Below are 17,539 nucleotides of genomic sequence, written 5' to 3'. Positions count from 1 at the left end.
CGCTGAGATACCCAAACATATGCCTCGGGTCCGACACGCGTCCAGTGACGAGTTTAGTGCAGAGCCTTCTGTCGTTGCCTGCACATGTCTTTGGACCCGCCGGGCAAGGCCTGCCTGTCAGGCGGACTCGAGTGCTGCGATGATAGGTGAGAAATCGGCTGCTTTCAGGCTGGCCCCGCCAACAAGTGCACCGTCGACATTGCTAACGGCGAAAATCTCTGTCGCGTTGCTCGGTTTGACAGATCCGCCATAGAGCAGCCGGACGCCGGAGGCCGTCGCCTCGCCAAATCGCGCCGTCAGCCGTTCGCGCATGAAATCATGCACTTCGCCGATCTGCTCCAGCGTTGGCACCTTGCCGGTGCCGATGGCCCAGATCGGTTCATAAGCGATCACCAGCCTGTCCGCCGTCATCCCATCCGGCACCGAGCCTTCCATCTGCGCGCCGATCACATCCAGCGTCTGCCCGTCCTCGCGTTGGTCCAGACTCTCTCCAACGCAGACGATTGCGATCAGACCGGCAGCGGTTGCCGCCTCGGTCTTGGTCCGCACATCGCCATCGCTTTCACCATGATCCTGGCGCCGCTCGGAATGGCCAAGGATCACCGATCCCGCCCCCGCATCCACCAGCATCGCCGCGCTGATATCTCCGGTATGCGCCCCTGACGCTGCGGCATGGCAATCCTGTCCGCCAACGGTAACGGCACTGCCAGAGGCCACCGCTGCCGCGCGTGACAGCAGGGGCGCGGGCGGGCAGATCAGGATGTCCACAGACGCAGAGGGATGGCCTTCGGCAAGTGCCGAAAGCTCGCTCAGGCTGTCGCCTGTGCCGTTCATTTTCCAATTTCCCGCCGCCAGTTTCCGCCGCATGCCTGTCCCCGTTGCCTTATTGAACTTTGTCACCTCTCCGATAGCACTCCCTGCACGGCGAAACAATTGAGTGATCCCGATTGCCCGGGCCTGCGCAAGGGGGAGTGTGCAAAGAGCGTTGCAGCGCCTAGGGTGGAAATTGGGGAATACTGAAGAGGGGGTGCGATCGATGGGAATGACGGACAGCTACGGAAACGATCTTTCGACCGGGTCTGCGGCGGCGCGCGATCACTATGACAGGGGTGCTGCGCTGTTTCTGGGGGCGAATTTCGGTGCTTCGGATGAGTTCCGGGAGGCGGTCGTGGCTGATCCGGATTTTGCACTGGGTCATGCAGCGCTGGCGCGAGCGCTGATGATGGAAGCTCGGATGGGAGACGCCAAGGCCGCGCTGGCAAAAGCGACAGAGCTGGACGGTCGCAGCACTGACCGGGAACGCCAGCATATCGCAGCGCTTGCCTTGTTGCTCGCGGGCAAACCGGCTGAGGCCCGCGCAGCGGTGCTGGCCCATGTGCAGACCTATCCGCGCGACGCGCTCGTTGCACAGCTTTGTACCAATGTCTTCGGCCTGATCGGGTTTTCCGGCGAGGTCGGGCGCGAGGCTGAATTGCTGGCCTATACTTCGGCCCTGTTGCCCTATTACGGCGAGGATTGGTGGATGATGTCGGTCCATGCCGTGTCGCTCTGCGAGACCGGGCAGATCGAGGCGTCGATGCAGTTGATGGAAAAGGCGCTGGCACTGAACCCGAGGAATGCGAACGGGTCGCACTTCAAGGCCCATGCGCAGTATGAGGCGGGCGAAACGCAAGCGGGGCGCGCTTATCTGGGGACCTGGCTTGAGAATTATGACGACCGCGCCGTGCTGCATGGACATCTCAGTTGGCATTGTGCGCTCTGGGCGCTGCATGCGGGCGATACCGATGCCATGTGGCAGGCCGTCGATACCGGTGTCGCGCCGGGAGCGGCCAAGGGGCTGCCCATCAACGTGCTGACGGATACGGCGGCGATCCTTTACCGCGCGCAGATTGCGGGTCTGGCCGTTGATCCGGACCGCTGGGCGCGGCTTAGCGACTATGCCGCGCAGTGCTTTCCGGAAACCGGTCAGAGCTTTGCCGATATGCACGCGGCATTGGCGCATGCGATGGCGGGCGAAGGCGCGCGCCTGGCGAAGATCGCCGAAACCGCCAAGGGCTTTGCGGGTGATCTGGTGCGACCCGTCGCCCGGGCCTGGGGCGGAATCGCGCGCGAGGATTGGACCGGAGCGCTCAGTGATTTGACACAAGCGATGGCGCGGACCGAACGGCTCGGCGGCAGCCGGGCGCAGCGAGACCTGTTGGAGCTGACCTATGTGAATATATTGCTGAAACTTGGCCGGACTGGCGAGGCCCGGCGCAGCCTGTTGACACGCCGCCCGGTTCTGGCCGACACGCCACCGGTCGCCGCGTTTCAATGAGCGTTATTTGGTCGCGGGCAGGCTTTCGTCGAACTTGATCGACTCACCACAGCCGCAGGCATCCACCACGTTGGGGTTCTTGAACTTGAACCCCGATTCCAGCAACGAGACCTCATAGTCGATCTCGGTGCCGAATAGGAACATTTGTGCCATCGGCGCGATCAGCACGCGCGCGCCGTCCTGTTCCACCACCTCGTCATGCGATTCCGGCGCGTCAACGTAATCCATGGTATATTCCATGCCCGCGCAGCCGCCTTTCTTGACACCAATGCGCAGGCCCGAATGCCCGCCCTTGGCCATCAGTTTGGCGATCTGCTCTGCGGCGCGCGGTGTCATCGTCACCGCCTGTTTGCCGGGAATACCGAACATGAAAGTCTCCGTTTGCGCGTCACACCGAATCTAGGCTGTCTGTGGCCCCGTCTCAAGGGGGCCTCGCCACATCAGGCACGCCGTAAGTTCGAATTTCTATTAACGCATCCCGATCAATGGGTTGCATGCGTCTCTTCACATGAAGCCCAATTCCAGCCGAGCTTCATCCGACATCATTTCCATTCCCCAGGGCGGCTCCCAGGTCAGTTCCACCTCGACCTGCTTGACCCCGGCCAGCGGTTCGATCGCCTCGGCCACCCAGCCCGGCATCTCACCGGCCACCGGACAGCCCGGTGCGGTCAGGCTCATGATCACCCTGACCTCGTTCTGGTCGTTTATGTCGATCGTGTAGATCAGCCCCAGTTCATAGATATTGACCGGGATTTCAGGGTCATAGACGGATCGGCAGGCCTCGACCACCGGCTCATAAAGCGGGTGGCCAACGGATGAGGGCGCTATCAGAGGCGCACCTTCCATATGTTCGTTGGTGTTGGTCATTCGGGCCTCGGTTTCTAACTTGAGTGATTATATAGGGAAAGCGGGGCGGGGCGTCCAGAGGAGGCGCGTTGTCACACCCTCCGGTATTCCCCGTATGCAAGGCAGGTGATTTTCGTGCTAAGGTGGTCCCGCGCGAGGGATGACACACGCAGCGCAGAACCAAAGCGGGAGGACCAACTGCGATGGATATGATCAAAACAACGGAATATGCACGCGCGCTTTATACCGCGCAGGGGCCCAAGGCCGAGGCCGAGATCGCCCGGAAAATACAGGATTGCAAGGATAAGGGCCAAGAGGCCGAGGCGCAGGACTGGAAGGCGGTGCGCCGTGCAATCATCAGCATGCGCGGGCCGCATCAGGGCTGATTCGCGCACCACTCATGATTGAAACCCGCGACCCGATTGGTCGCGGGTTTTTCAGTCGTTGATGTCGCGATCGAATTTTTTCACTTGCCCGGTGGGCAGGGCGAAGAAATGACGCAGGCCAAGCCAAGCCACCAGAGACAGCCCGGCAAAGATAAGCAGCAGAACCGCGGCCCCCATGGTGAAGATCGAGAACAAAACCAGCAGCCCGGTGATTGCGGCACCAATGGCAAAGCCCAGGAAAATAAAGCCGGGAATGGCGATCTCGAGTATGACAAGCACCAGCGCAAACGCAATCCAGACCCACCAGAGCAGCACTAAGTCAAGGATCACGACCGGCCTCCTTTCAGCATCTTGAACGCGTCGCCAAAGGCTTCCAGTGCGTTGGCGGGCAGGACGATGGTTTGCTTGCCATCGCCATGGCCAAGCGCGTTCAGCGCCTCAACCTGTTTCAGCGCGACCTGATATTGCGCCGCCTCGATGCCGTGATCCTTGATCGCGCGGGCCACGACCTCGGTCGCATAAGCCTCGGCGTCGGCCTGAACCCGGCGGGCCTTGGCGCTTTGTTCTGCGGCATAAAGCTCGGCATCAGCCTGCAGCTCGACCGAGCGTTTCATGCCCTCGGCTTCAGTCACTTGCGCGCGGCGGGCGCGTTCGGCGTTAAGCTGCTGCAGCATCGCGTCGCGGGTGGCTTGGTCGAGATTGACGTCGAGAATCTCGGCCCGCGTCACCTCAATCCCCCAGTCATCGACGGCAGTTTCCACACTTTCCTGAATGCGGGTGATCAGTTGCGAACGGTTTGATTGCACCTCGTCCAGATCCATTTTACCAATCTCGGCGCGCACGATACCGGCCACGGTGGTGGCAATGGCGCCGTCCACCTCGCGGATGCGATAGACGGTCTTTTCCGGTTCCAGAATGCGGTAGAAGACCGAAGTGTCGATCTGCACCAGCACGTTGTCCTTGGTGATCGCGTCCTGTGTCGCGTTTGGCAGCTGGCGTTCGAGAATGGATATCTTGTGACGTGCAACATCTAGAAATGGAACGATAAAATTAATCCCCGGCCCAAGCACCGAATGCAGCCGGCCAAAGCGTTCGATCACGTATTTCTCGGATTGCGGCACGATCTTGATGCCCTTGAAGACCACCAGGACGATCAGGATTGCAGCCAGCAGATAAAGGATATTGGACGAAACCAGTTCGAGGATCGCGTCTTCTGACATTGTGGCTCCTAATTTTTGTGTACTATGGTATACATTTGAGGGTTGAGTCGGCCGATTTCAAGACAGGTATGGCGGGTTTCGCGGTTGCTTCAAGTCCTAACCGTGTTTTGCCAATGATCTGCACCAAGTCTACATATAGCGTTTATTTGCGTTGAATACCCAAAATCAGGGTTTGAGAATGGTGTGTCCTGTCGTAGGTTGCGGCATGAAGGTCATTCTCGATACCGATCCCGGCATTGATGATGCGCTTGCCATCGCCTATGCCGCCGCTGCGCCCGAAATCGATCTGGTCGGATTGACCACGATCTACGGTAATGTTGATATTTCCCATGCCAGCCGCAACGCACGCTACTTGGCCGATCTGCTCAAGCTCGACATTCCGGTGGCGCGTGGGGCCGAAGCACCTCTAGGGGTGGCGCAATTCCAGCCCTCCGGGCATCTGCATGGCAGCGAAGGGTTTGGCGATGTGACCGAAATTCCCGATCTGGGGGCCGAACACCCCGAGTCTGCCGCTGCCTTCCTGCTGCGCATGGCGCGCGAGCATGGCGACAACCTGACCATCGTTTCGCTGGGGCCACTCACCAATATTGCTGAGGCGTTGCAGCTGGACCCAGAATTTGCACAGATGCCGGGCCGGGTGATCGTGCTGGGTGGGTCGGTAGGGGGACCTGGAAACGCCACCGATGCAGCCGAGGCCAACATGCTGAGCGATCCGCTTGCTGCGGACGCGGTGTTTGCCTCGGGTTTGCCGATTACGCTCGTTGGGCTGGATGTGACGCTTAAACCGCTTTACGGGATCGCGGATTTCGCGGTTCTGTCGGCGGCATCGCCGATGGTGGGCGGATTTCTGAACCGGGCGGTGCAATCGCATCTGAACTTCTTTTGTGTCACCCTGGGGATTGATGGCTGCGGCTTGCAGGACCCGACCGCCGTAGTGGCCTGCACCCATCCGCAGCTTTTCGAAACGGTTGAAAGTGGTATCCGTGTGCCCATTGACGGGGACCGCGCAGGCGCGACCGAACCTGCCGAAGATCGCCCGCCGATCTCGGTCTGCCGGGACATGGACACGCAGGCGGTCATGCAATTGCTGACCAGCAGGATCGCATCGCTGCACTGAAGCGGTGCCCTTGCATTGGCGGGGCTGATCGGGCACATCCCGCCCGGTTGAGCGGTCCGGAGCGCAGATATGACCAACAGAATTTCGTTTCAGTTGAACGCCAGTGATGGCAAGGCCCGGACCGGAGTGATTGTGACGCCGCGTGGCGAAATACGCACACCCGCCTTCATGCCGGTGGGCACGGCGGCGACGGTCAAGGCGATGATGCCGGAAAGCGTGCGTGCCACCGGTGCCGACATCCTGCTGGGCAACACCTATCACCTGATGCTGCGCCCCACCGCCGAGCGCATCGACCGGCTGGGTGGGCTGCACAAATTCATGAACTGGGATCGGCCCATTCTGACCGATTCCGGCGGATTTCAGGTGATGTCGCTGGCTGGTCTGCGCAAGCTGACGGAAAAGGGCGTGACCTTCAAATCCCATATCGACGGATCGAAGCACGAGTTGACGCCGGAACGCTCGATGGAGATTCAGCGGCTCTTGGGCTCGGACATTGTCATGTGTTTCGACGAATGCCCGGCGCTGCCCGCCGACCGCGACCGGATCGCGGAAAGCATGCGGCTTTCGATGCGGTGGGCGCAGCGGTCGCGCGATGCGTTTGGCGACCGGCCCGGCCATGCGCTGTTTGGTATCCAGCAGGGCGGGCTGGAGCGGGATTTCCGCGAGGAAAGCGCCGGGGCCCTGCGCGAGATCGGTTTTGACGGCTATGCGGTGGGCGGTCTGGCGGTGGGCGAGGGGCAGGAGGCAATGTTCGACTGCCTCGACTATGCGCCAGATATGCTGCCCAAGGACAAGCCACGCTATCTGATGGGGGTGGGCAAGCCTGACGATATCGTGGGCGCAGTGGCGCGGGGCATCGACATGATGGATTGCGTGCTGCCGTCGCGCTCGGGCCGCACCGGGCAGGTGTTCACGCGGTTTGGCGTAGTGAACATCAAGAACGCCCGGCATGCCGACGACCCGCGCCCGTTGGACGAGGCCTGCACCTGCCCGGCCTGTTCGCACTATTCGCGCGCCTATCTGCACCACGTGTTTCGCGCCAACGAGATGATCTCGGGTATGCTGCTGACCTGGCACAACCTGCATTACTTTCAGGAGATCATGGCGGCCATGCGCGACGCCATCGCGGCGGGCAGCTTCGAGGCTTGGCAGGCGGGTTTTCACGACCAGCGCGCGCAAGGCGATATCAATCCGCTGTAAGCGCGCGGCGCCCAGAGTGACAAATACGCGATCCCCGGTTAGACTGGCTGTGAATTTCAGCTGGTGTTTTTAGAGTGCCTTTTTTGGAGGGGCAGCATGTTTCGCATTTTGTCTGTTTGTATTTCGGTTCTTGCCACACCGGTTTTGGCGGACGTCTGGACCTTTGAGACCCCATCGGAAAACATTCAATGCGTGGTGGGCGAGGGGGCCAGTACTTCGGACCTGGAATGCACGATCATTCAACGTCACGGGCCGCCTGCATTGCCGCGCCCGGCAAGCTGTGCCTCGGATTGGGGGCACAGTTTTCTGATGTATGACACCGGCCCGGTTCAGATGCTTTGCGCGCCGCTCAGTCACAACAGGGACGGATTTGATCGGGCCGAATATGGCATTACTGGCCAGTTTGGTGGGTTTACCTGCCATTCTTCGCGCAAGGGGCTCGATTGTCGCAATCTGGATGGTCACGGGTTTTTTCTGTCGCGCGCGGTGCAGTCGGTCTTTTGATTTTTGGGGGACTGAGGGACGACGCTCCCACGCGGTGCGCGGATCACCCCGCCCGCGGTCCCGAATGGCGGGGTTTTGCCCGAATGTGACGCGATATCGCCTTGCGGCTCTTCGGGCTTCACGCCATTGTGGGTCGCGTACAGGTAAGGTTGAAAAGCGAGCGCTCGCGCCCCATTTCACACCTCTTAGACCGGAGATGGCCAGGGGTTGCCTGACACAGGGACCCGCGCCGTCTTGCCAATGATAAGGAAAGAGCATGCAAGAGCCTCTCAACTCGTCCTACCCCGTCCTTCCTCTGCGTGACATCGTGGTGTTTCCGCACATGATCGTGCCGCTCTTTGTGGGCCGCGAGAAATCGGTCCGCGCGCTGGAAGAGGTGATGCAGGACGACAAGCAGATCCTGCTGTCCAGCCAAATCGACCCGGCGGTTGATGATCCGGATTCCGATGGCATCTTTACTGCAGGCGTGTTGGCCAATGTGCTGCAATTGCTGAAACTGCCCGATGGCACCGTGAAGGTGCTGGTCGAGGGGCAGGCAAGGGTGCGTATCACTGAATTCCTCGAGAACGAGGATTTCTTCGAGGCGCGTGCCGAATACCTGACCGAGATTCCCGGCGACGTGACCACCACCGAGGCGCTTCTGCGTTCGGTCGGCGACGAGTTCGAGCGTTACGCCAAAGTGCGCAAAAACATTCCCGAAGAGGCGCTTGCCGCCGTGGGTGAGTCCTCGGAGCCAGCCAAGCTGGCCGACCTTGTGGCGGGTCATCTGGGCATTGAGGTGGATCAGAAACAGGACCTTCTGGAGACGCTCAGCGTCAGCGAGCGGCTGGAGAAGGTCTATGGCCTGATGCAGGGCGAAATGAGCGTTCTGCAGGTCGAGAAGAAGATCAAGACGCGGGTCAAATCCCAGATGGAGAAGACCCAGCGTGAATACTACCTGAATGAGCAGATGAAGGCCATTCAGAAGGAACTGGGCGACAGCGAAGAGGGCGGCAACGAGGTCGCCGAGCTGGAAGCCAAGATCGCCGAGACCAAGCTGTCGAAAGAGGCGCGCGAAAAGGCCGAAGGCGAGCTGAAAAAGCTCAAGAACATGAGCCCGATGTCGGCAGAGGCCACAGTGGTGCGCAACTATCTCGACTGGATCCTGTCGATCCCGTGGGGCACCAAATCGCGCGTCAAGAAGGACCTCGGCAAGGCGCAGCAAATCCTCGATGACGACCATTACGGGCTTGAGAAAGTCAAGGAACGGATCGTCGAATATCTGGCAGTGCAGCAACGCTCAAAAAAGCTGAAAGGTCCGATTCTGTGCTTGGTCGGCCCTCCGGGTGTCGGCAAGACCTCGCTGGGCAAATCCGTTGCCAGGGCCACGGGACGCGAGTTCATTCGCATCTCGTTGGGCGGCGTCCGGGATGAGTCCGAAATTCGCGGCCACCGCCGGACCTACATTGGCTCGATGCCCGGCAAGATCATCCAGGCGCTGAAAAAGGCCAAGACCACGAACCCGCTGATCCTGCTCGATGAGATTGACAAGATGGGGCAGGATTTCCGCGGTGACCCGGCTTCGGCCATGCTCGAGGTGCTGGACCCGGAACAGAACAACACCTTCATGGATCATTATCTAGAGGTTGAATATGACCTTTCGAACGTGATGTTCCTGACCACGTCGAACAGCTACAACATGCCCGGGCCGTTACTGGATCGGATGGAGATCATTCCGCTGGCGGGTTACACCGAAGATGAAAAGCGTGAAATTGCCAAGCAGCATCTGATCGGCAAGCAGGTCAAGAACCATGGGCTGAAAAACAAGGAATTCGCCCTGAGTGACGCGGCGCTGACCGAGATGATCCGCACCTATACGCGTGAGGCGGGGGTGCGCAACCTTGAGCGCGAGATCGCCAAGGTGGCACGGAAATCGCTGACCAAGATCATCAAGAAACAGGCCGAGTCCATCGAGGTGACGCCAGACAATCTGGATGATTTCCTGGGTGTGCCGAAATTCCGCTATGGTCTGGCCGAGAAAGAAGATCAGGTCGGTGTCGTGACCGGGCTTGCCTATACCTCGGTCGGGGGGGAGTTGTTGTCGATCGAGGCGCTGCGCCTGCCGGGCAAGGGCCGGATGAAGACAACTGGCAAGCTGGGCGATGTGATGAAGGAATCCATCGAGGCAGCATCGAGTTATGTCCGCTCGATCAGCCCGCAGCTTGGCATCAAGCCGACGCGTTTTGACAATTGGGACATCCATGTGCACGTGCCCGAGGGCGCAACGCCAAAGGACGGCCCCAGCGCCGGTTTGGCCATGGTGACCTCGATCGTGTCGGTGCTGACCGGTATCCCGGTGCGCAAGGATATCGCCATGACCGGTGAGGTCACATTGCGCGGCAATGCGCTGGCCATCGGAGGGCTAAAGGAGAAGCTGCTCGCAGCGCTGCGTGGTGGTATCAAGACTGTGCTGATCCCGCAGGAAAATGAGAAGGACTTGCCCGAGATCCCGGACAATGTAAAAGAAGGTCTTGAAATCATCCCGGTGGCCCACGTGTCCGAGGTGTTGAAACAAGCGCTGATCTCAGTGCCCGAGCCCATCGAATGGGATGAGGCGGCCGAGGAAGAGGCCGCAGCAGCCCGCGCCGCGACGGCCGCGTCCGGGCAGGGGCCTGTTGCGACCGCGCACTGACGCGACACCTGTTTGTCGTTAGCGGGGCGGGCCAATTGGCCCGCCCCGCTATGTTTTTCGACGGTCATGTTGCACTTGGGGACCAGAGACCCACAAATATGGCTCAATCACTAGCTGTTGTGGTAATTATGGGTATAGCCCGCTAAACTTGCCTCAAAAGTCACTCAATGAGGCAGGAAATGGCACGGAAATCCACCAAGACATCCAGCGACGCGAGCAAGACATCCACAGCATCCAAACCGGCTGACACGGCAGCGCCGGAACCGAAAGTGGTCACCGTATCCTCGCCTGTCGTGAATGCGCCCGAGCTGCGCAAGAAAGAGCTGATCGAGCAGGTGGTTGCCCGCTCTGGCATCAAGAAAAAGGACGCCAAACCGGCGATCGAGGCGCTGTTGGCCATCCTCGGCGAAACGGTTGCGGAAGGGCGCGAGTTGAACCTGCAGCCATTCGGAAAACTCAAGATCAATCGCAGTGAAGAAAAGGCAAATGGCCGGGTTGTAATTTGTCGGTTGCGGCAACCGGCAGCGGTTGAAGGCAAGGAGAAAGAACCTCTTGCGTAGCCCGCCGACTAGCGCTAATACCGCGCGCACGGGTGATTAGCTCAGTGGTAGAGCGCTTCGTTCACATCGAAGATGTCAGGAGTTCAAATCTCTTATCACCCACCATTCTTCCCATTCCAGGCAAGCGGATTTCGGCTTTCTCATAGAGTTTGATGCAGCGATCCCCGATGCGGAGCGGCAAGTTCTGAACGCCCGGCAGCGCGGCCGCCGGGCGCGTTTTGATCAAGCGCCAGGAAGCTTGTCGAGCAGACCACGGCGGCCGAAGGTCGTGCCGCGTTTCGCGCCAAAGTTGAGGCGCAGACCCGCGCCGATAAAGGTCTCGGATTCGCTTCCGCTGCCAATGTCCACCCGGGCTCTGCCAAGTTCGCCATAGACATGGGCACCTTCTCCGACCTCGTAATCGGCACTAACTCCGAACCGGGTCAACTCAAGATCGTCCGGGCCGTTAAGATAATCCACCGAGGCCGACAGAGTGAACTGGCTGGACGGGCTGCCTTCCACTTTGAAGCCAAGCAAGTTGCCATCGTCGAAATCGCTGTCCACAAAATCAATGCGTGAAACATAGCCTTCGAGCCCCAAGATACCGGTCTCATAGCCCGCTTCGATCCCGAAACTGTTTGAGTCGATTCCGCCGTCGATTTCGTCGCGGTTGTAATAGCCGCCCAGCGACAGGTTATCGTTGGTATGGTAGATTGCGTGAAGGGTGCCGTTATACGCGGTCTCACTGACTTCCCTGAAGCGATACACGCCCAAATCCGCCTGAACGCTGAAATTGCGGGTGAAGCCAAGTTCCCCGGAACCAGCCCCGTAGAACTTGGATCCGTCGTCGCTGTCGGTGAAGCTGGAATACCCGAGATCGAAATATCCGCCGGTGATTTCCGCTGCGCTGGCCGCGCCAACGCAAAGGCTCGAGGCCAAGGCCCCGGCTACGATGATGTTTTTCATCAAACTGCTCCTGTTTGCGGGCGTTTTGTCCGCGTTCGGCGCTGTCGCGCTCTGGCGTCAGGTATAATTTCCGTGGTGCAGAAGTGAAAGCGCAAAACAGTCGCTGGGTGAGAATTGGTCAACTCAAGGCAGAACACCGCCTGTGCCCGTTTCGCAGGCATTGGCGGTGTTTGCTCAGTGGGAGTTACAGCACGGCCTCGAAAAGTTTGTGCGTGTTATCTGCCGTCATTTCCACCGGGTTGCCTCCGGTGGAGGGATCGTTGAGCGCATCGCGCACCAGAATGTCGAGATCGGGGTCGTGCACCCCCAGATCGGTCAGCGTTTTGGGAATACCGAGCGAGGCGTTCAGCCCGTCCACATAGGTGCAGAATCCGTCGAACCCGCCTTCGATGCCTAGATAGGCGGCGGCGTGGGTCAGCACGCCTTCGGCGGCGGGGCGGTTGAATTGCAGCACGGCGGGCATGCAGACGGCGTTGGTCGTGCCGTGATGGGTGTGGTGATGCGCGCCGATCGGGTGGCTCATCGCGTGGACCGCGCCCAAACCCTTCTGGAACGCGGTCGCCCCCATCGCCGCCGCCGACATCATATGCGCGCGCGCCTCAAGATCGCTGCCATCGGCATAGGCGCGGGGCAGGTACTCCTTGACCAGCCGCATGCCCTCCAACGCCATGCCCTGGGACATCGGGTGATAATGCGGCGAGCAATAGGCCTCGACACAGTGCGCAAAGGCATCGAGGCCGGTACCGGCGGTGATAACCTTTGGCATACCGACGGTCAGTTCCGGGTCGCAGATCACTTGCACGGGCAGCATCTTGGGGTGGAAGATGATCTTCTTCTCGTGGCTTTCGGAATTGGTGATGACTCCCGCGCGCCCCACCTCGGACCCGGTTCCGGCAGTTGTGGGAACTGCCACGACTGGGTGAATGCCTGTCGGATCGGCACGGGTCCACCAGTCTCCGATATCCTCGAAATCCCACAAAGGCCGGGTCTGTCCGGCCATGAAGGCCAGCACCTTGCCCAAATCCAGTCCCGAGCCACCGCCAAAGGCGATGACCCCGTCGAACCCGCCCTCGCGATAGACAGCTAGGCCTGCCGCGACGTTGATCTCGTTCGGGTTCGGGTCCACATCCGAGAACATGGCCCGGCCCAGCCCCGCATCCTCCATCAGGTCGAGCGTGGATTGGGTGACGGGCAGGTTGGCCAGCCCCTTGTCGGTGACCAGCAGTGGCCTGGTGATCCCGGCGACCACACAGGCCTCGGCAATTTCAGAGATACGCCCCGCGCCAAAGCGGATCGCGGTGGGGTAGGACCAGTTTCCAACGAGTTTCATGGGCTCACGCCTTCTTCAGATGGTAGGATTTCGGACGGGTCAGGGCGTGGAACCCCAGCACTGACAGGCCCGCGCCGCGCCCGGTGTCCTTGCAGCCGGTCCAGCACAGGCCGGGGTCGAGATAGTCGCAGCGGTTCAGGAACACGGTGCCGGTTTCCAGCCTTGCGCCGATCTCTTCGGCCTTGGCGGCGTCACGGGTCCAGATCGACGCGGTCAGCCCGAACTGGCTGTCATTCATCAGTGCAATCGCTTCGTCGTCGTCATTCACCGGCATGATGCCCACGACCGGGCCAAAGCTTTCCTCGCGCATCACGTCCATGTCGTGGGTCACATTGGTCAGAATCTGCGGGGTGAGATAGGCGGCGCCATCATCGGCGTCAAAGCGGTCGATATGGGCGGTGGCGCCCTTGGCCATCGCATCCTCGATATGGTCGCGGACCACGCGGGCGAACCGCACATGCGCCATCGGTCCAAGCGTGGTGTCCGGGTCCAGCGGGTTGCCCAGCTTGTAGCCGTTGACCAGCGCCACGGCCTTTTCCACGAAGTCGTTGAACAAGGTGCCATGCACATAGATCCGCTCGATCCCGCAGCAGCATTGGCCGGAGTTGAACATGGCGCCGTCGATCAGGGTTTCGACGGCGGCATCCAAATCGGCATCCGCGCGTACATAGCCCGGGTCCTTGCCGCCCAACTCGGTCGAGACCGGGATGAACGTGCCAGCCGCGGCGCGTTCCATCGCCTGCCCACCGCCCACGGAGCCGGTGAAATTGACGAAATTCACGTGCCGCCCCGAGATCAGCTCGGATGTGGTGTCATGGTCAAGAACCAGGTTCTGAAACACATCCTCGGGGATGCCTGCGGCATGAAAGGCCTCGGCCAGCCGCTCGCCCACCTGCAGGGTTTGCGCGGCGTGTTTCAGCAGCACCGCGTTACCCGCGATCAGGGCAGGGGCCACGGTGTTGATCGCGGTCATGTAGGGGTAGTTCCACGGCGCCACCACCAGCACGACGCCATGGGGCTCGCGGGCAATCTTGCGCAGAAACGCATCGCTCTCTTCGACGATGATCGGTGCGAGCGCCTCTTCGGCGATCTTGGCCATATGCAGCGCGCGTTCCTTGAACCCGCCGAATTCGCCGCCATAGCGCATGGGGCGGCCCATCTGATGCGCCAGTTCCACCGCCATCCGATCGGTAGTCTTACCCACCTCGGCCACACCCGCCTGCACCAGCGCGATACGCTCGGCCAGAGGCCGCGCCGCCCAGTCGCGCTGTGCCTGCAATGCGCTAGCGGCGGCGGCTTGGGCCGCGTCGGGCGACAGAGTGCTGCGTTCCAGATAAATCGATCCGTCGATCGGAGAGATACATTGTGTTGTCTTTGTCATGTCTCAGGCTTTCTCGAATCCTCGGGCGATTTCCCAGTCCGTCACCACCCGGTCAAACTCTTCCTGCTCCCATTCGGCGCAGCGGGTGTAGTGGTCAACCACCCAGTTACCCATCGCCGCACGCAGCATGTCCGATCCGCGCAGCGTCTCGACCGCGTCGCGCAGCGTGCGGGGGATTTCGCGCGCATCGGCGTCTTCATAGAGATCGCCTGCCGTGGGTGGGGCAAGCTCCAGCTTGTCCTCGATCCCCTTGAGGCCTGCCGCCAGCAGGGCGGCTTGCGCCAGATAGGGGTTGAGGTCCGATCCGCCGATCCGGCATTCCATCCGCACCGCCTTGGTCCCTTCGCCGCACATCCGGAAACCGGCGGTGCGGTTGTCCACCGACCAGACGGTCTTGGTAGGGGCAAATGTACCTTTCATGAAGCGTTTGTAGCTGTTCACATAGGGCGCCAGGAACGCGGTGTAATCGGGTGCGTATTTGATCATGCCCGCGCAAAATTGCCGCCCCAGTTCCGACAACCCATGAGGGGCGTCGGGATCGTAAAAGGCGGGGTCATTCCCGTGCCAGAGCGACAGGTGAACATGGCTGGCCGAGCCCACGCGATCCGCGTGCCATTTCGGTAAGAAACTTGCCGCATGCCCCTGAATATGCGCGATTTCCTTGGTGGCGTGCTTGGCAATCGTGTGATGGTCGGCGCAGGCCAGAGCCTCGGCATAGCGGATGTTCAGCTCTTCCTGACCGGCCTCGGCCTCACCCTTGGTGTTTTCCACCGGGATGCCAGCAGCGAACAGGTGATTGCGCAGGGGGCGCATCACATGCTCTTCCTTGGTGGTCTGCAGGATGTGGTAATCCTCGTTGTAGCCCGAGATCGGAGTCAGATCGCGGAAGCCCCCGGCGCGGATTGCGTCATAGGTGCGGTCGAACAGGAAAAACTCCAGCTCGGTCGCCATCATCGGCGTCAGTCCAAGCGCCGCGGCGCGGGCGATCTGGCGTTTCAACACCTCGCGCGGGGAATGTGGGACGGGTTCATGCGTGTGGTGATCCAGCACATCACACAGCACCAGCACCGTGCCCTCCAGCCAGGGCATCGGGCGCAGTGTGGACAGATCGGGCTTCATGACATAATCGCCATACCCTGCCTCCCACGAGGTTGCCGCATAGCCGTCGGGCGTCGCCATCTCAAGATCGGTTGCCAGCAGGTAGTTGCAGCAATGGGTTTCCTGCCAAGCAGAGTCGAGGAAGTTCTGCGCGTGAAATCGCTTGCCCATCAACCGGCCCTGCATGTCCACAAGGCAGACCAGTACTGTATCCACCTCGCCGCTGGCCACCTTGGCCGAAAGCTCTTTCAGAGCAGATGCATCACTCATGGCGTCAATCCGTTTTCTGTCGTTTCCGGGGATCAGTCATTGACCCGCTCGCTTTTCATTTCGGTTACCAGCCGTGTTTCCAGGATCTGGCCCGAGCGGTAGAGGATCGGGTAGGCGACCGAGGCGATATGGCCATGCAGGTCGCGCAGCGCGCGCAGGGTTTCCAGATGCAGGTCGCTGGACTGGAAGCTTTCAGCGGTGCCGCGTTCGAGACGTTTCAGATGCGCCTTGCGGCTGGCGCGCTCCATGCGCTTGACCTCGGCCTTGTCCAGAACCAGACGGCGGGCGCATTCCAGATCGTCCACCAGCAGCACGTGGCGGGCCAGCGCAAAGCTCTCGGTCACGGCTTTGTGCAGGTCAGACAGTTCTTTCCAGCCGGGAGCCGAGAACTGCACCCGTTCGTCGTGGCGTGCCTTGGCAAAACCGGTCATGCGTTTCGACACGATATCGCCGGCCGCTTCGACGCGGATGGCATATTCGACCAGCGACCGGGCGGTCTTGATCTCGGACTTGCTCATGTTCTGGCGCGGCATCCGGGCCACGTAGCGGCGGATATCGGTGAACTGGGTGTTCACCTTCTCATCCTCCTGCAACAAGGCGGCAATCGCTTCGGGGTCGTCATTCTGGTAGAGGTCAAGCGCAGGCCGCATCATCCGTTCGACCCGCGCGACCATCTGCAGCAGTTCCTGCCGGACCGAGGACATCGCGACCGCCGCCTGCGATCCGTGCGGGGCATCCAGCGGGCTGAGCGGTTCCAGAAGGTCAGAGGTGGTTGCCTCTTCGTCTTCTTGCTCCGGCAGCACCCAACTCATCGGCTTTTCCAGATGCCGGACGATGCCAAGCGCGCTCAGCGCCAGAAGCAGGTTGAACCCGATATGGGCGCTGACCAGCGACTGGCCGGGTTGTCCCAGCAGTAGCGCCCCGGACAGATCGAACAGGTTGATCACCATCAGGCACAGAAATGCCGCAGACCCGCGCAGCAGGAAATTGGCCAGCGGGATGCGTTTGGGCACGGGCGGCAGGTCGCGGGTCAGCCAGATCGGGATCAGCGCACCGCCCAGATTCGCGCCCAGCATCAGTGACAGACCAGCCGCAAAGGGCAGGGCATCCACCTGCACCAGCGCCACGCACATCAGGATTGCGGCGACGCTGGAATGCATCACGAAGGCCAGCGCGGCGCCGACCAGAAAGGCGGCGAAATAGTCGGTGCTGAGATAGCCCGCAACTGCCGGAAGAAAGGCGCTTTCGCGGATCGGGTCGACCGCCTCGCGCAGAAATTGCAATGAGATCAGGATAAAGGCGATACCCAGAATGATCCGTCCGTTCAGTCGGGTGTGATTGCGGTCGGATTTCAGGTAGAGCCAACCGCCGGTCGCCAGCAGAAAGGGCATCAGCCAGCGCAGATCGAAAGACAGAAGCTGGACCACAAGCGCCGAACCCAGATCGGCCCCCAGCACTCCGGCCAAGGCAAAGCCGAACCCCACCATGCCCGCCGCCGCAAAACCGGTCAGCAGCAGCGCCACCGCGGCCGAGCTTTGGATCACCACCGCCAGGGCGGTGCCCGACAGGCCCGCCAGCAAGGTGTTGGTGTGCCCCGTGAGTAATCGTTCGAACATCGCGCCAAAGCGCCGTTCGATCCCGGTGCGCACAAAGCGCACGGCAAAAAGCAGCAACATCGTTGCCGCGAAAATCTC

17 protein-coding genes and 1 tRNA gene are annotated in these 17,539 nt (G+C 60.9%); 8 read left to right on the top strand and 10 right to left on the bottom strand.

The annotated features are described in order from the left end of the window. Positions 1 to 117 precede the first annotated feature (117 nt). Positions 118 to 867 (bottom strand): triose-phosphate isomerase, encoded by a 750-nt coding sequence (gene tpiA, locus AB1E33_RS02500; protein ID WP_372575670.1) that lies wholly within the window; start codon positions 865 to 867, stop codon positions 118 to 120. A 169-nt stretch (positions 868 to 1,036) separates the two neighbouring features. Between tpiA and AB1E33_RS02495 the strand changes: the two genes are divergently transcribed. After that, a complete protein-coding gene (locus tag AB1E33_RS02495) occupies positions 1,037 to 2,317 on the top strand; it encodes a tetratricopeptide repeat protein (protein ID WP_372575669.1) in 1,281 nt (426 codons plus the stop codon). A 3-nt stretch (positions 2,318 to 2,320) separates the two neighbouring features. Here AB1E33_RS02495 and AB1E33_RS02490 read toward each other — a convergent pair whose 3' ends face one another. Continuing rightward, the gene (locus AB1E33_RS02490; protein ID WP_372575668.1) at positions 2,321 to 2,686 is read right to left on the bottom strand and encodes a HesB/IscA family protein; all 366 of its coding nucleotides are present in this window, start codon (positions 2,684 to 2,686) and stop codon (positions 2,321 to 2,323) included. Between the two features lie 135 nt (positions 2,687 to 2,821). Then, positions 2,822 to 3,184, bottom strand: coding sequence for an SUF system Fe-S cluster assembly protein (locus AB1E33_RS02485; protein ID WP_372575667.1), 363 nt, complete (start codon positions 3,182 to 3,184; stop codon positions 2,822 to 2,824). Positions 3,185 to 3,366: 182 nt separating this feature from the next. On the opposite strand from AB1E33_RS02485, the gene AB1E33_RS02480 reads away from it, so the two are divergent. After that, the gene (locus tag AB1E33_RS02480) at positions 3,367 to 3,549 is read left to right on the top strand and encodes a hypothetical protein (protein WP_372575666.1); all 183 of its coding nucleotides are present in this window, start codon (positions 3,367 to 3,369) and stop codon (positions 3,547 to 3,549) included. A gap of 51 nt (positions 3,550 to 3,600) precedes the next feature. On the opposite strand, the gene AB1E33_RS02475 is transcribed toward AB1E33_RS02480, so the two are convergent. Further along, entirely contained in the window at positions 3,601 to 3,879 is a 279-nt protein-coding gene (locus AB1E33_RS02475; RefSeq protein WP_372575665.1) for an NfeD family protein, read from the bottom strand. Next, positions 3,876 to 4,769, bottom strand: coding sequence for an SPFH domain-containing protein (locus tag AB1E33_RS02470; RefSeq protein WP_372575664.1), 894 nt, complete (start codon positions 4,767 to 4,769; stop codon positions 3,876 to 3,878). The genes AB1E33_RS02475 and AB1E33_RS02470 overlap by 4 nt, the downstream gene beginning before the upstream one ends. Before the next feature lie 205 nt (positions 4,770 to 4,974). On the opposite strand from AB1E33_RS02470, the gene AB1E33_RS02465 reads away from it, so the two are divergent. The 6 genes from AB1E33_RS02465 to AB1E33_RS02440 all read left to right on the top strand — a co-directional run bounded on the left by AB1E33_RS02465 (position 4,975) and on the right by AB1E33_RS02440 (position 10,926). Next, the gene (locus tag AB1E33_RS02465) at positions 4,975 to 5,886 is read left to right on the top strand and encodes a nucleoside hydrolase (protein WP_372575663.1); all 912 of its coding nucleotides are present in this window, start codon (positions 4,975 to 4,977) and stop codon (positions 5,884 to 5,886) included. Positions 5,887 to 5,955: 69 nt separating this feature from the next. Then, positions 5,956 to 7,086, top strand: a complete 1,131-nt coding sequence (tgt, locus tag AB1E33_RS02460) for a tRNA guanosine(34) transglycosylase Tgt (RefSeq protein WP_372575662.1) — start codon at positions 5,956 to 5,958, stop codon at positions 7,084 to 7,086. A 96-nt stretch (positions 7,087 to 7,182) separates the two neighbouring features. Further along, positions 7,183 to 7,590 (top strand): DUF6636 domain-containing protein, encoded by a 408-nt coding sequence (locus AB1E33_RS02455; RefSeq protein ID WP_372575661.1) that lies wholly within the window; start codon positions 7,183 to 7,185, stop codon positions 7,588 to 7,590. 256 nt (positions 7,591 to 7,846) lie between these two features. Beyond that, the gene (gene lon, locus AB1E33_RS02450; protein WP_372575660.1) at positions 7,847 to 10,261 is read left to right on the top strand and encodes an endopeptidase La; all 2,415 of its coding nucleotides are present in this window, start codon (positions 7,847 to 7,849) and stop codon (positions 10,259 to 10,261) included. A 179-nt stretch (positions 10,262 to 10,440) separates the two neighbouring features. After that, positions 10,441 to 10,821, top strand: coding sequence for an HU family DNA-binding protein (locus AB1E33_RS02445; RefSeq protein ID WP_372575659.1), 381 nt, complete (start codon positions 10,441 to 10,443; stop codon positions 10,819 to 10,821). A 30-nt stretch (positions 10,822 to 10,851) separates the two neighbouring features. Next, positions 10,852 to 10,926, top strand: a tRNA-Val gene (locus AB1E33_RS02440). Positions 10,927 to 11,043: 117 nt separating this feature from the next. On the opposite strand, the gene AB1E33_RS02435 is transcribed toward AB1E33_RS02440, so the two are convergent. From AB1E33_RS02435 to AB1E33_RS02415, 5 genes are all read right to left on the bottom strand, one after another. Continuing rightward, entirely contained in the window at positions 11,044 to 11,766 is a 723-nt protein-coding gene (locus AB1E33_RS02435) for a putative outer membrane beta-barrel protein (protein WP_372575658.1), read from the bottom strand. 184 nt (positions 11,767 to 11,950) lie between these two features. Next, complete coding sequence (locus AB1E33_RS02430; protein ID WP_372575657.1) at positions 11,951 to 13,096, bottom strand: iron-containing alcohol dehydrogenase; 1,146 nt, start codon at positions 13,094 to 13,096, stop codon at positions 11,951 to 11,953. A 4-nt stretch (positions 13,097 to 13,100) separates the two neighbouring features. After that, complete coding sequence (locus tag AB1E33_RS02425; RefSeq protein WP_372575656.1) at positions 13,101 to 14,477, bottom strand: aldehyde dehydrogenase family protein; 1,377 nt, start codon at positions 14,475 to 14,477, stop codon at positions 13,101 to 13,103. Between the two features lie 3 nt (positions 14,478 to 14,480). After that, complete coding sequence (locus AB1E33_RS02420; protein ID WP_372575655.1) at positions 14,481 to 15,845, bottom strand: glutamine synthetase family protein; 1,365 nt, start codon at positions 15,843 to 15,845, stop codon at positions 14,481 to 14,483. 32 nt (positions 15,846 to 15,877) lie between these two features. Beyond that, on the bottom strand, positions 15,878 to 17,521 hold the full coding sequence (locus tag AB1E33_RS02415) for a Na/Pi cotransporter family protein (protein WP_372575654.1): 1,644 nt from the start codon (positions 17,519 to 17,521) through the stop codon (positions 15,878 to 15,880). Positions 17,522 to 17,539 lie beyond the last annotated feature (18 nt).

The organism is Ruegeria hyattellae, assembly GCF_041537925.1.
GTDB lineage: Bacteria > Pseudomonadota > Alphaproteobacteria > Rhodobacterales > Rhodobacteraceae > Ruegeria_C.
The sequence above is the reverse complement of the archived record's forward strand: the minus strand, read 5'-3'. Positions and strand labels throughout refer to the sequence as shown.